The organism is Streptomyces griseus subsp. griseus, from assembly GCF_003610995.1.
In the GTDB taxonomy this organism is placed as follows: Bacteria; Actinomycetota; Actinomycetes; order Streptomycetales; family Streptomycetaceae; genus Streptomyces.
Genome location: NZ_CP032543.1, coordinates 4871510 through 4884334, shown reverse-complemented (window position 1 = coordinate 4884334; position 12825 = coordinate 4871510). Strand labels below are relative to the sequence as shown.

The window sequence follows — 12825 nt, the reverse complement described above, 5'->3', positions numbered from 1 at the left end:
CCACTCCGGCCGTTCGGGGCCCATGCGCGGATGCCGGAAGCTACGGTCATGGGCCATGAGGACTTGGCGTGATGGCGAGGGGACGCTGACGGTCGGCGGGGACGCGGGGGCCCGGAGGGTGCCGCTGCGGATAGCGGCCTCGTACCGGACCCGCACCCGGGGGCTGCTCGGGCAGGACGGGATCGAGGGGGCGTTGCTGCTCACTCCGGCCGGTAGCGTGCACACCTTCCGGATGCGGTTCGCCATCGATGTGGCGTACCTGGACCGGAAGTTCACGGTGCTGGCGGTCCGCACGATGAAGCCCGGCCGGCTCGGCCTGCCCCGGCTGCGGTCCCGCCATGTGGTGGAGGCGGAGGCCGGGGCGATGGAGCGGTGGGGCCTGCGCCCCGGCGTCCGGGTGGAGCTGCGGGCGGCCGGCACCTCCTGGGGAAGGCCGGCCCTCTAGGGCGGGCCCGCGCCGAGCAGGGTCCACGCCCCGTAGGCCGCCGACGCACAGGCCAGTACGGCGATGACGGCGGCCGTGCGTCCCGTGCTCCGCAGCCGTACCAGCGCGGCGGCGGGCGGGAGGAGCAGCGGGAACGCGGGCATCATCAGGCGGGGCCGGGAGCCGAAGTACCCGGCCCCGATCAGCGAGATGACGACGATCGCGATCCCGTAGACGAGGAGGGGCAGCGGCTGCCGCTGCCGTACGCAGAGCACCACCAGCCAGCCGAGCAGCCCGAGCGCCGCGCAGAGCCCGAGCGCGGCGGGCAGCGGCAGCCCGGCGATGAAGGCGGCGAGCGCGCGGCCGCCGTCGATGCTGTTGCCCCACTGCGCCTGGACGCCGAAGTACGCGAGCGGGCTGCCTTCGCGGACGGCGACGAACACCACGTACGCCAGCCAGCCCAGCGGGGCGAGCGCCACCCCGGCGAGCATCCGGGCGTTGCGGCGGAGCACCGCGCCGAGGCCGTTCCCGGCGCGGTACTCCCGTACGAGCGTGACCGCGGCCGTGATCGCCAGGGCCGCGATGAGGGCGGCGGCCGAGGGGCGGGTGAGCCCGGCCAGGACGCAGAGGCCGCCCGCCACCAGCCAGCGGCCCTTGAGGACCGCGTACAGCGCCCAGGCGGCGAGTGCGGTGAAGAGCGTCTCCGTGTACGCCATCGACTGGACGAACGCCGTCGGGTACACGCCCCACAGCGCGGCCAGCACCACCCCCGTACGCCGCCCGTGCAGCGCCGCCCCCACGGCGTAGACGCCCCAGGCGGCGAGCAGCCCGGCCGTCCAGGCGACCAGGAGCCCGGCGCCGCCGAGGGTGAGCGGTGTCACCTCGGAGATCCCGCGCTCCAGGGCCGGCAGGAGGGGGAAGAAGGCCAGGTCGGAGTGGGTGGCGCCGCCGGGGAGGGTGACGATGTGGCCGTAGCCGTTCTCGGCGATGCGCTGATACCAGACGGAGTCCCAGCGCCCGCTGAGCCGTACCAGGGGGTCCTTGCCGGAGGCCTGGGCGGCCCCCCAGAGCCACAGGAGCCCCAGGGCCCGGACGGCGGCGTAGACCGCGAGCGCGGGCGCGGCGGCCCGGAGCGCGGCGGCCGTCCGGGGGCGGGGCCCCCGGGGGTGTGCGGCCGGGGCACGGGGCGTCCGGGTACGGAGCTGGTGGTCGGACATATTGCCGATTATGTCCTCCGGGCCGGGGCGCCCCGACCTCGGTGCCGCGGTGATCTCGGACCTCGGTGCCGCGGGGGTCCCGTGCCCGGTCGTGCGCCTGTCAGCCGATCGCGGCCGTGGTGGTCCCGTGCGCGGTCTTGGCCGCAGCGCTCCCGTGCCCGATCGCGACCGCAGCGGTCCCGTGCGCGGTCTTGACCGCGCTTGATCGCTGTTGCCCGTGCCCGTGCGCGAACGCTGTCCCGTCAGCCGATCGCCGGGCGGAGGGCCGGGCGGGCGCCCAGGCCGTGGCCGACGAGCGGGGCCACCGTGCGGATCAGCTTCAGCTGGGTGGAGCGCAGGACGCGCACGGTCGCCTCGTCCGACCAGCCGGTCGTCGTGGACCACTCGTAACCGGAACCGACCACGTCACTGGCGAACGCCACCTCGGTGGCGAGGAGCGCCCGCGCCCAGTCCATCGGCTCCAGCGCCTCCCGGGCGATCAGCGCCGCCCGGATCCGCAGCGCGCGGTAGTGGAGGTCCTCCGTGCCGTCGAAGCCCATGGCCACGGCGAACTCCTCCGTGGAGCGCGCCGGGCCGCACCACTCGATCAGGCCGAGCTGCAGGAGCCGGGTCTCCTCGTCGGTCAGCGTCAGTTCCTCCGCCGTCTGCACGTCTGTCGTCACCTTCTGGTCGCCCGCCCGCCCACGGAAGCCCTGAGCAGGACACCGGAGCGAACCTTGATCGGTTTCGAAGACAGACGCTAACTCCCCGCTTCCGCAGGCGTCTTGGGCCCGAGGACCCATGACCAGGGCACATGCCCCCCTCACAGGCTGGGCACGGCGCTCCCGAACACCCGCCACGGCGAGATCGCGACGGATTCCACCGCCGTCAACTGCGGGTGCCCGGCGGCGATCTCCTCCCGTACGGCGACGGCGTCCGGCCAGGGGCCGAGGGGTGCGGAGCCCTCGATGACGACGCCGTCCCAGTCGGTGCCGGCCGTCGCACCGCTGCGGTCGACGACGAAGCCGATGCAGAGCAGGGAGGCCCGGCCGACGGACCGCCGGATGGCGCCCACCGCCCGTTCCCGCTCCACCGTCGGCAGCTCGCCCACGGAGAACTCGACGGCGACGACACCGCCGCGCGCCCGCCGTATGCGCACCAGTAGATCGGGGCCCTCGTCCACCCACAGCCGGAAGCCGACCTCCCGAAGCCTTTGCAGACCGGAAAGAGAGAGAAACTGCTCCCGCGTCACCGGCGAACGGGCCCCGGACGAGGGGTGGTCCAGGCTGACGAGCACGGTGCGCCCGGTCACGGGATGGGCCGGGCGGAGCCCTTCCGCCTCCAGGTCGCCCAGGAGCGTCGCGGCATCCAGCCGGGTCCAGCCCAGGTGGTACGAGTGGAAGAACCCGGCACTCATCGACGCCCCCGCCCCATCACGACATGAACTCGCTAATTCGCTTGCGCACATGCAGAGTAGGCGGCCACCGGCTCGTCCGAGCGTACCGAGCGGCGGGCAGGCGCGGCGTGGGCCCACGGACCCACGGGCGGCCCAAAGAGCGGGGCGGGAGGGCGCGTCCGGCCTGGTTGGGCCCGGCTTTGGGGCCCGGGGACCCGCGCGAGGGGCGTCATCCCGGCCGTACGCTCACGGCTTGCAGGCAGGCAGTCGGCACACACGCGCCCCACGCGCGTCTCTGGTGCCGGGTCGCGGGTTCGGAGAGAGGGTGCGCCGTGAACGGTGACGGGGGCATGGGGGACGGGGGCGCGGGCCACATACCGCCAGGACGCCGGGGTGCAGGGGGCTCCGGCGCCCTGGCAGGCAACGAACCAGGCGGCCGCTTCTTCGCACTGACCCGCAGCTGGGCGACGGGGGCGCTGGTCTACCTCGGCACCGGATTCCTGACCAGCCGGGTCCTGCTCGAACTGCTGGGATCCGAAGCGCGGTTGGAGTCGTTCGGCTGGCGGCTCTCCCTGCTGCACATCCCCGCGCTCGCCGTCACCCTTCTCACCGTCCTGGCCGCCGCCCGCATGCTGCCCGAGGAGCACCGCGAGTCCCGCCCCTTCTATCTGCTCGCCGCGCTGGCCGTGCCCCTGGCCGGTCTGGCGTACGGCTTCGCCGTCTCGTGGGAGGCGGTGGGGATGGAGGGCATCCTGATGCCGGTCGTGGCGCTGGCCACGGGCGCGGCGTCGGGGGTGGCCGTCGACCGGCTCCTGGAGGAGCGCGCCTCCCGGCCCGCTCCCCCACCGACGTACTCGTACAACTGGCGTGACAGCGGCGCCACCGCGACGGAGTACCTGGGTGTCGTGGTCCTCGTCGTGACGCTGATCGGCGCGATGGCGATGGCGGGGGTCGGCGGGCAGATCGGGGAGCGGATCCGCTGTGCGATCACCGCCCTGGCCGGGGGCGGCGGGTCGTGCACCACGGGCGGCGGGGAGCCCGAGGCGCAGCCGAAGACGGACGCCGACTACGAGCCGAAGATGTGCCAGGTCTCGTCCATCTCGGACAAGGCGGGCGGCAAGGTCAAGATCGGCTGGTTCGAGTGGGGCGAGGAGTACGGCTTCCAGCAGAAGGTGTCCCAGGCCAACACCGACGTCAACGGGGACGGCAAGGTCGACGGGAACGACAAGGTCGTCTCCATGACGTTCACCGACGCGGCCTCCGCCGGGGTCACGGCCAGTACGCCGGGCGTCAAGCTGGGGAAGCTCGGCAAGGCGGACGTCGACATCGGCGGCGGCATCAAGATCACCAACGGTGACACCTGGATCTTCGCGAGCGAGGAGGAGGCGCAGAAGATGCGGGACGACATCGAGGAGATGAAGATGTGGGAGACCGCCAGCAAGCACAGCGGCGGATACGGGGGCAACTGGTACTCCGCCATGAAGTGGGCGGAGAAGAAGGAAGACATCGAGCGGAAGATCGGCGACAGGAAGATCTCCTACTCGACCATCGGCCTCAACGCCTACGCCGACGGCGGTCTCTCCGTGAAGGGCGGCGACGAGGACGAACTCGGCGCCAAGCTGGGCGGCAAAGCCACGTTCTCGCCCGAGGTGACGATCACCAAGGACGACGTGAACGGCAACGAGTCGTACACGTACACCGCCAAGCTCGAACTGGAGGGCAAGCTCAGCGGGAACACGGGCCCGGTCAAGGGCACCCTGAGCGGCAAGCAGAACCGCACCGGCGCCATCACCGTCACCCGCGACCAGAAGACCGGGAAGATCGTCCGCATCGACATGACGCAGACGGTGGAGACCGGCTCGCCCTCCGGCAAGGTCGAAGTGGGCGGCGACAACGGCGAGTCGGGCGCGGACAAGCGCGGGGGCAAGGGCAGCGTGTCGGACCCCTCGGGCGAGAGCGGCATCGACGTGGTGACCAACTCGATCGTCTTCGGCAAGGAGACGGACGCGGCCACCGAGACCAAGCGGGCCGTCGCCGAACAGTGGCTGGACGGCTCCGGCAACAACACCGCCCCCTTCGAGTACCTCTTCGGCGACCGCGGCATGGAGACGCGCCCCACGGGCAACGACCCCTTCGAGAACCTGATGTTCGAGGACGGGCTGTCCAGCACGATGCGCTACCTAGGGGAGACGGACGCGCAGGAGTTCGGCTTCGAGATCTCGCTCGGTATGAGCCTCGGGTTCTCACTCTCCGACGAGCAGAAGAAGGAGACGCTGACGGACGCGCGGTTCCTGGGGGCGCCACGGGGCGACGGCCGCACGTATCTTCCGTACAGCTACTGCGCGAACTGATGTCTTCCGTACAGCTACCGCTCGAACCGATGTCTTCCGTACAGCTACCGCTCGAACCGGCGCTGACATTGCCGCCGTTCGCGCGGTGGACCTGAGAGGCGATGACGATGACGAGAAGGCTCCACACGGGCAGGCGGGCCGCGACGGCGGCCCTGGGACTGTCGCTCCTCCTCGCGCTGACCGGCTGCGGTGAGGACACCGACGGCAAGGCCTCGGTCCCGGACGGCTGGTCCACGCTGGACACGGACAGCTTGAGCGTCGGCTACCCGAAGGACCAGGGGTACGCGGAGCAGCCGGCGGCCGAGCGGAGCAAGCACAACGCGGCGGTCGCCCTGAAGGTGGAGGACGGCGTCCGCACCGGCATGGTCTCCGTCCAGCTGAACTTCGCCACGGGCGTGCGCGACGCGGCCGGGGCGGCGGCCGCGGCAGGCGCCGGAATCGGCCTGAGCGCCACCCGCAAGGCCACGGAGGACGTCCGCCTGGCAGGCCCTCCGGACGCCCGCGACGCCCGCCGCATCGACTACGACTTCACGGCCGACGGCAAGGAGGCCACCCCGAACCAGGGCACCCCGATGACGGGCGTGCTGGTGGCGGGCGTGGACTCGGGGGGCGTGCCGTTCGTGGTGCGGCTGAACGCGGTGAAGGGGGCGGTGGACGCGGAGGACCTCGATGCGTTCGTGGGGTCGATCACCGTCAAGTAGCGGTCGGTCGGCGACCCGGTAATACGGCACGAACTGCTCTTCGCACCCACCCGTCACACACCCCTTTCGGCCGAGGAAAGCGACGAGGCGCACACCCACGGGATACGGCCGGTGGTCGTTCAATTGCCCTTCCGCAGATCTCCAACGCGAAGGCGCAGCACTCACCTTCCGTCCCGCTTTCCGTCTCCGTTCCGGTTGGAGTCGGCGAAGCGATGGGGGTGAGGCCGTTCCCCTCGGTGCCGAGGGGGTCAGGATCGGTCTCCACCTGGTGGATCGCGTGAAGGGACACCACTTTCGCCTGGTCGTCCTCGCAGGACCCGCCCTTCCGGCTGGACTCCACAACACCGGCCGGGGGCTCCATCGCACTCGCCGAGCAGCATCCGATCGAATGGCGGCTTCCATGACCGCCCCCGGCCGCCCCACCAGCCACAAGCGCTCCCCCCCTGCCGCTGCCTCGTAGCCCTCAGCGTCCCGCCTGGGAGCCCGGCGGACCGGCGGCCGACGGGGCGCCAGGCCCGTAGCCCCCGTAACCCTCACAAGGCCGCCCCGGGGAAGCGGCCGAGGTCCGTCCGTACGCCGACCGTCCTCCAGATGGAGGCCGCCGAGTGCGGCGCGGTCCTCGACTCGGTCTGTCTGCCGCTCTGTTCGCTCATCATGTTCACGCTGCTGGCCGGTCCTCGACGAGGTGTCGCTGGCGATCCGGCCGGGCGAGTTCCTGGCGGTCGCAGGCCCGAGCGGCTGTGGGAAGCCGACGCTGCTGCGGCTGCTGATCGGCTTCGACCGGCCGCGGTCGGGCAGTGCGCTGTACGACGGCCAGGACCTGGCGGCCCTCGGCCAGTCGCTGGACAACGAGACCCGGCGCACGGTGATCGAGAGCACCCGGCGCCCGGACGCCACCCGTCCGGTGATCGCGCACCGGCTCTCACGGTGATGGACGCGGACCGGGTGATCGTGATGCCGGATGGCCGGATCGTGGAACAGGTGCGCCTTGCCGACCTGTTGGCGGACCCGGGGGGCCACTGCACGAGCTGGTGCGGCGGCAGCCGGCGTGACGGACGGCCGGGGGGGCGGCGCCGCGATGTGATCGCGGGGCCGGCCCCTTGCCGTGCGCGTTTCCGGCCGGGGTCAGGAACCCTCGCCGCGCGGGAAGGAGACCTCCACGCGGCGGTTCTTCTTCCGGCCTTCTTCGTTGCTGTTGCTGGCGATCGGGTACTGCTCGCCGTAGCCCCGGATCTCGTAGGTGATCGTGGGGCCGAGCAGCTTGGAGAGCACCCCGTGCACGGCGTCGGCACGCTTCTTGGAGAGGACGTCGCCGTGGGCGGAGGAGCCGAGGTTGTCGGTGAAGCCGAAGACGCGGACCTTGGTGGTGTTCTGCTTCTTGATCTCGTCGGCGATGGCGGCGATACGGGCGTTGGCCGCGGCGCCCAGCTTCGCGCTGTCCTTGCCGAAGAGGACTTCGGCCTGGAGCGCGAACTTGATGTCGGCGTTGCTGTCCTCGCGGCGTTCTTCGCCGCCTTGGTCCTCGATCACCTGGACGATGTCGAGGACCTTGCCAGGTGCGAGTGTCCCCCCCTCGGGCATCTTCAGGTCGGGATCGTTCGCATCGATGGGGACAGGGGCCTCGGACGTCGCCTCCGTACCTGGTGGGACGCTGGGTCCGTCGTCGGCGTAGGAGACCGAGGTGCCCAGGACCACGCTGCTCACCACCAGTACGGCAACGGCCATCACATGGCCGGCACTACACCTGTGCCCAACATGTCGGGTGGTCTTCATATCCGCGGTCACCCGGAGATCTTGAGCGAGGTGGTGGCGAACGTCGGCAAGGTGAAGTCGACTTCCGTCGTTTCCTGGGGAGGTGCCGGGAACTGCATGAAGACCGACGCGGAATCACCGGGCGACAGCGGAACAATGGCGGTCGTGCACAGGCACCTGCCGTCGGTGTCCCGCAGCACGTAGTAGTTCTTCTTGCCCGACTTGTCCACCAGCGTTGCCCCGGCGACCGAGTTGGGGTTCTTCGCCACGAGCACAGATTCCTGCCCGACCCAATTGGACGTGTTCTGAGTGCTGTCACCGCCGTTCTTGATGACACCCTGCACTGTCACGAACCCACCGGAGTCGCGCTTGACCTGGTTGATGACCAGCGTCAGACCATTCTGACCGCGAGCTTCCGCGAGCTTTGCATTCGGATCGACGTCATCGCCGGCGGCGGTATCGTCCTGCTGCTCGCCCTTGTCCTCGGGGGAAGGGCTCGCCGGAGCGGAGGTGTTCGCAGAACCTGTGCTCGGCGCGTCACCGCCGTCATCACCACCGCAGCCTGCAAGGGCAAGGGCGAAGGCCGCTGCCATGGCCGCTGCCACCGTCGTCCTTCTGGCTGTCGTGGTCCGCCGCATGCTCATGGTCAAATTCCTCTACTCGTCGTTCGCTTCAGTGTCACTGGTCGACCAACCGCACATCGAAGAGAGTTCTGCTCACGCTCTCCCACGGTGGAGGGCTGCCCGGCGTGATCTCGAGGATCTCGCCGTTCCGGCACGTGAAGATGAAGAGGTCCTGGACTCCGTCACTGTTGAGGTCCACCGCTTTGGGATTGGGGCAGCGGAACTCGATGAGCGCGGTGGCCTTGGCCTCGGCCTTCCTGTCCTTCGAACCGGGGATGACCGACGAGTCGACCGCCTTGCGCCCTTGGACCTCGACCGTGATCCGGTCGCGCAGGTATCCGGGGGTTGGGTAGCAGACCTTCACGTCCGCGTCGTTGGCGTCAGCCAGTCGCTGCGCCTCATGGCAGGGTGCGACGAAGAGCTGATTGAGAAAGATGTCCAGCGTGTTGCCGGGAAGCGAGGCAAGGAATCCGGTCCCGAAGTCGTCACGTGCCTGGTGGGCTGCCGCCAGCGCGGCAGCGTCCGCGGCGCCTTGGGACCCGTTGCGCAAAGCCGAGGCTTTGCCGACAGCGAAGAAGGCCAACGCAAGGAAGAGCAGGCCTGCCACCATCATCACGTAGATGGGGAAGGCCTGCCCTCGGTCCTTGCGCAGGATACGGCTCACTTTGCCGTGATGGAGTTCACCAGTCCGCTGATGCGCTGCGAGATCGCCCCGCCGATCCCCGTCGCCACGATCGCGCCGATGATCGCCACGACCACCAGAATGATCCCCAGGTACTCGAACGCCGTCTGCCCCCGGTCCTTCGCCGCATAACGCTTCTGGACGGCGCTGACCGCCGTGTTGGCCCAGCCGTTGACGCGGACGCCGGTCTTCAGGGTGAAGTTCGACATGGTGTTCCCCTCCTGGTTCGGCCGACCGTCTGCCGGCCGACTCGGGCGTTTCTGCGGTGCCGTCCCCGGTACCGGCTTCCTCCTGGCCGGTGCCGGTGGCGACATGAGAAACATAGGAGGGAACCCTCGCACGCTCAGAGGGTCCGTGGGCCCATTCCCGGGCCCAAAAGGTGTTCTGGGCCCCCTCGTTCGCCCTCCGGGCGGTCGTCAGGGCAGCCGTCCGGGCAGTCATGGGTGCCGTCCGGGGTCCCGGGGGGCCGTGCCGAGCCAGCGGGCTATCGCCTCGCTGCGGCTGGTGCTGTGGAGCTTGGTGAAGATGCGGTTGATGTGGTTCTTGACGGTCTTCTCGCTGATGAAGCAGGTGGCGGCGATCTGCTGATTACTCATCCCGGACGCAATCAGCTCCATGACCTCCACCTCCCTCGAACTCAGCCCGTACTGCTGCCTGTTGGGGGGAGAGACCGATCCCCCGGCTACAGAAGACTGTCCCACAAGAGGTTGCAGTTGCGAAAGGCTTTCGGAATGTTCGCGCTGGCGTGAGGACGCGTGGACGGGTGCCGTCGTCAGTGCCGCGCCCAGGCCGTCGGGCAGCGGGCCGCCGTTCGGGGGCGTGCCGTGGCGCATATGGGCCAGCAGGGCGTCGGCGGCCGTGGCGGTGAAGTTGGCGCGGCCGTCCCTCGTGTCCCGTACCGCCTGCACCAGCTGGTCCGCCGTGAACTCGCCGTGCACCAGATAGCCGCCCGCACCCAGGCGCAGTGCCTCGTGGACGATCTCGCTCTCACGGCTGTACGTCAGCATGAGTACGGGGGCGATGCCCACCAGGTGCGGAAGCGCCGAGATGCCGTCCACGCCGGGCATGCGGACGTCCAGCAGGACCACGTCCGGGCGGTGGTGCAGCGTCTTCTCGTACGCCTCCCGGCCGTCCGCCGCCTCCCCGACGACCTGGATGTCGGCCCGGCCCGAGAGCAGCACGCCCAGGCCGGCCCGGACCACGGGGTTGTCGTCGGCCACCACCACCCGGAGCCGGGCCGTGGCGGGGGCGGGGGGCAGGACGGGGGGACCGGTCGCGGGGTGCGGGGGGTTCGGTTCGAAGACGTCGTCCGGCATGCTGCGACCTCCTCTCCGGATCGGGGATCACGGGATGACCGTGGTCACGGGGATGACAGATGGGGGACGCGCGGGGAGTCCGGGGCCGGTTCGGGCGCGAACGGCGGCGGAGGCGGCAGCGCCGCCAGCGGCAGCTCCACCCGCACCTCCGTCCCCCGCTCCGCCCTGCCCCGGCCGATCCGGATGCGGGCCCCGATCGACGCCGCCCGCTCCACCATCCCGACCAGGCCGAAGTGGCCCGCCAGGCGCAGGCTTTCCAGCGTGGTGCCGGCGGGGAGGCCGCGGCCGTCGTCGTACACGCTCACCCTCAGCACATCGCCCTTCACCCCGGCCAGGACGACCAGGTACGTGGGGCCCGCGTGGCGGTGCGCGTTCTCCAGGGCCTCCGAGGCGACGGTGAGGAGCTGGCGCGCCACCGCCTGGGGGATGGGCGGGACGGGGATGTCCTCGGACAGCCGGCGGAACGTGGCCGTCACCGGGTGGCGGGCGGTGAAGTCCGCCGCCTGGGCGGCCAGTTCCGTGAGGATGTCCACGCCGCCCTCCAGGCCCTGTTCGCGCCGCAGGTCCGTGAGCAGCTCCCGTGACTCGGCGGCGGCCCGGCGCGCGGCCCGGGCGACCAGCTCCGCCTGGTGCCGTACCGTCGGCGGGTCCATCCGGTCGGCCGAGCACGCCAGCCCGTCGGCGGCCAGCGCCAGCCCGTGCAGGGTCTTGGCGACCGAGTCGTGCATCTCCCGTGCCAGGCGGGTGCGTTCGCCCTCCACCGCCTCGTTCACCGCCAGCCGCGCCCGGGTCTCGGTGAGCGCCTGGGTGGCCGCCCCGAAGCGGAGGAGCAGGTTGCGCAGGGTGACGCCGACCGCCCCGGCGATCACGCAGAAGCCGGGCAGCAGCAGTCCCGTGGCGCCGCCCGCCTCCAGCTTCGGGACGCTCGCGTACACGCCGAAGACGATCACCACCTGGAGCGCCGCGAAGACCGCCGCGCCGCGCCAGCCGTGGATGAGGCCCGCCAGCAGCGGAGTGCAGACGGTGACGTACGCGAGGGTCGACTCGGGGGTCGCCGTGATCAGCAGGAGCGAGCCGAAGAACACGTCGACGGCGAGGAGCCAGGGGTGGCGCAGGAGGACGGGGCCGAAGCGTTCCCAGTCGCGGAACAGGACGTACGAGCCCATGAAGGTGACCAGGACCGCCGAACCGATGAACCAGGTGGGCAGGCCGGGGGCGGTGTGGCTGATGGCGTACGGGGTCGCGATCGCGATCATCGCCAGCCGGAAGCCGAAGACCTGGCGGCACATGGCCTGGAGGGCGTTGACCTGGATGGCGAGTGCCGGGCGGGCCGGGGTGCCGCTGTGGGCCCGGGTCAGGTCGGCGGTCAGGCCCGGCTGGGCACCGCTCAGTTGGTATGCCATGCTCCTGTCACCTCCGTCTCGTTCCCCGTAGGACTCCGCTGCCCCCGTCGTCCCCATCCCTCGGGCCGTTCATGTCAGCCGCCCGTGACGAAGGAGAAGTCGACGTTCGCCCCGTACACGAACCCGACCGTGAGGAGAACGAGCGTGCCGGGCAGCAGGAACGTCGTCACCGCGAACGTCGCCTTCGGGACCGCCTTGGCCGCCTTGCGGCGGGCGTTCTGAGCGTCGGTGCGGCGCATGTCGTTGGCGATCTGGATGAGCGTCTCGACGATGGGCGCACCCAGCTCCTCGCCCTGCTGGAGCGTGGTGACGAACATCGCGACCTGCTCCGAGTCGTTGCGCCTGCGCAGCTCCTCGAAGGCCTGGCGGCGGCTGACGCCCATGTCCATCTGGCGCAGGGTGATGCGGAGTTCGTCGGACCAGGGGCCCTCGTACTTCTCCGCCACCCGGTCCAGCGCCTGCCGGAAGCCGAGCCCGGCGGAGACGACGACGGCGAGGACGTCGAGGAAGTCCGGGAGCGTGCGTTCGATGTGCTCACGGCGGACCCGGATCGCCGACCAGATTCCCGCCTCGATCCAGAACAGGCCGAACGCGATCATGAGGAGGGCGAGGAAGAGCTGACCCTGGAGAAGCATCGAGAAGGCGCCCAGCATGCCGAGCGCGCCGTAGACCGCGCGGCGGGCGGCGTAACGGTCGATGGTGAGGCCGCCCGGGTTTCCGGCCAGGTCGATCTGGCGGCGCTTCTTGTTGACCGCCTTGGGGCCCATCATCCGCAGCACCATCGGGGCCCAGCGGATGCCGAGCCGGTCGATGCCCGAGCCCACCGCGCTGGTGCGCGAGGAGCCGGACTCCAGCGCGATGGCGAGGTCGCCGGGGAGCTTGGCGTCGGCCCGGTACATCCGGATGCCGTGGATGGCCCCGTAGACGGCGAGGCCGACGACCAGGGCTAGCAGCAGGTCCATGTCCGTCCCCCTTCTTCCT

The 12825-nt window shown here is 70.9% G+C and carries 13 protein-coding genes and 1 pseudogene; 4 read left to right on the top strand and 10 right to left on the bottom strand.

Annotated elements, in window-relative coordinates:
* Positions 1-55: 55 nt before the first annotated feature.
* On the top strand, positions 56-445 hold the full coding sequence (locus D6270_RS22175) for a DUF192 domain-containing protein (protein ID WP_109163855.1): 390 nt from the start codon (positions 56-58) through the stop codon (positions 443-445).
* On the opposite strand, the gene D6270_RS22170 is transcribed toward D6270_RS22175, so the two are convergent.
* The 3 genes from D6270_RS22170 to D6270_RS22160 form a co-directional block, all read right to left on the bottom strand.
* Complete coding sequence (locus D6270_RS22170) at positions 442-1641, bottom strand: putative hexosyltransferase (RefSeq protein ID WP_109163856.1); 1200 nt, start codon at positions 1639-1641, stop codon at positions 442-444. The genes D6270_RS22175 and D6270_RS22170 overlap by 4 nt on opposite strands.
* 242 nt (positions 1642-1883) lie before the next feature.
* Positions 1884-2291, bottom strand: coding sequence for a hypothetical protein (locus tag D6270_RS22165; protein ID WP_225976926.1), 408 nt, complete (start codon positions 2289-2291; stop codon positions 1884-1886).
* Positions 2292-2443: 152 nt separating this feature from the next.
* On the bottom strand, positions 2444-3037 hold the full coding sequence (locus D6270_RS22160; RefSeq protein WP_109163858.1) for a hypothetical protein: 594 nt from the start codon (positions 3035-3037) through the stop codon (positions 2444-2446).
* Positions 3038-3348: 311 nt separating this feature from the next.
* On the opposite strand from D6270_RS22160, the gene D6270_RS22155 reads away from it, so the two are divergent.
* From D6270_RS22155 to D6270_RS22145, 3 genes and pseudogenes are all read left to right on the top strand, one after another.
* A complete protein-coding gene (locus tag D6270_RS22155) occupies positions 3349-5367 on the top strand; it encodes a hypothetical protein (protein WP_109163859.1) in 2019 nt (672 codons plus the stop codon).
* 107 nt (positions 5368-5474) lie between these two features.
* On the top strand, positions 5475-6068 hold the full coding sequence (locus D6270_RS22150; protein ID WP_109167311.1) for a hypothetical protein: 594 nt from the start codon (positions 5475-5477) through the stop codon (positions 6066-6068).
* Between the two features lie 673 nt (positions 6069-6741).
* Positions 6742-7120, top strand: a pseudogene (locus D6270_RS22145) (ATP-binding cassette domain-containing protein); the annotation flags it as partial.
* A gap of 73 nt (positions 7121-7193) precedes the next feature.
* Here the strand turns inward: D6270_RS22145 and D6270_RS22140 are convergent.
* The 7 genes from D6270_RS22140 to D6270_RS22110 form a co-directional block, all read right to left on the bottom strand.
* Complete coding sequence (locus tag D6270_RS22140; protein WP_204117073.1) at positions 7194-7793, bottom strand: OmpA family protein; 600 nt, start codon at positions 7791-7793, stop codon at positions 7194-7196.
* A gap of 56 nt (positions 7794-7849) precedes the next feature.
* The gene (locus tag D6270_RS22135) at positions 7850-8464 is read right to left on the bottom strand and encodes a hypothetical protein (RefSeq protein WP_109163861.1); all 615 of its coding nucleotides are present in this window, start codon (positions 8462-8464) and stop codon (positions 7850-7852) included.
* A 34-nt stretch (positions 8465-8498) separates the two neighbouring features.
* Positions 8499-9107, bottom strand: coding sequence for a pilus assembly protein TadG-related protein (locus D6270_RS22130; protein WP_109163862.1), 609 nt, complete (start codon positions 9105-9107; stop codon positions 8499-8501).
* A complete protein-coding gene (locus D6270_RS22125; protein ID WP_109163863.1) occupies positions 9104-9334 on the bottom strand; it encodes a hypothetical protein in 231 nt (76 codons plus the stop codon). The genes D6270_RS22130 and D6270_RS22125 overlap by 4 nt, the downstream gene beginning before the upstream one ends.
* A 228-nt stretch (positions 9335-9562) precedes the next feature.
* On the bottom strand, positions 9563-10441 hold the full coding sequence (locus tag D6270_RS22120; RefSeq protein WP_109163864.1) for a response regulator transcription factor: 879 nt from the start codon (positions 10439-10441) through the stop codon (positions 9563-9565).
* A gap of 44 nt (positions 10442-10485) precedes the next feature.
* Complete coding sequence (locus D6270_RS22115) at positions 10486-11844, bottom strand: sensor histidine kinase (protein WP_109163865.1); 1359 nt, start codon at positions 11842-11844, stop codon at positions 10486-10488.
* 74 nt (positions 11845-11918) lie between these two features.
* A complete protein-coding gene (locus D6270_RS22110; RefSeq protein ID WP_109163866.1) occupies positions 11919-12806 on the bottom strand; it encodes a DUF5936 domain-containing protein in 888 nt (295 codons plus the stop codon).
* Positions 12807-12825: the final 19 nt, after the last annotated feature.

Bases quoted from the DNA above. Each gene is read 5' to 3' on its own strand.
- D6270_RS22135 (WP_109163861.1), bottom strand. From the start codon at position 8,464: ATGAGCATGCGGCGGACCACGACAGCCAGAAGGACGACGGTGGCAGCG.
- D6270_RS22110 (WP_109163866.1), bottom strand. From the start codon at position 12,806: ATGGACCTGCTGCTAGCCCTGGTCGTCGGCCTCGCCGTCTACGGGGCC.
- D6270_RS22120 (WP_109163864.1), bottom strand. From the start codon at position 10,441: ATGCCGGACGACGTCTTCGAACCGAACCCCCCGCACCCCGCGACCGGT.
- D6270_RS22115 (WP_109163865.1), bottom strand. From the start codon at position 11,844: ATGGCATACCAACTGAGCGGTGCCCAGCCGGGCCTGACCGCCGACCTG.
- D6270_RS22140 (WP_204117073.1), bottom strand. From the start codon at position 7,793: ATGGCCGTTGCCGTACTGGTGGTGAGCAGCGTGGTCCTGGGCACCTCG.
- D6270_RS22150 (WP_109167311.1), top strand. From the start codon at position 5,475: ATGACGAGAAGGCTCCACACGGGCAGGCGGGCCGCGACGGCGGCCCTG.
- D6270_RS22125 (WP_109163863.1), bottom strand. From the start codon at position 9,334: ATGTCGAACTTCACCCTGAAGACCGGCGTCCGCGTCAACGGCTGGGCC.
- D6270_RS22160 (WP_109163858.1), bottom strand. From the start codon at position 3,037: ATGAGTGCCGGGTTCTTCCACTCGTACCACCTGGGCTGGACCCGGCTG.
- D6270_RS22170 (WP_109163856.1), bottom strand. From the start codon at position 1,641: ATGTCCGACCACCAGCTCCGTACCCGGACGCCCCGTGCCCCGGCCGCA.
- D6270_RS22175 (WP_109163855.1), top strand. From the start codon at position 56: ATGAGGACTTGGCGTGATGGCGAGGGGACGCTGACGGTCGGCGGGGAC.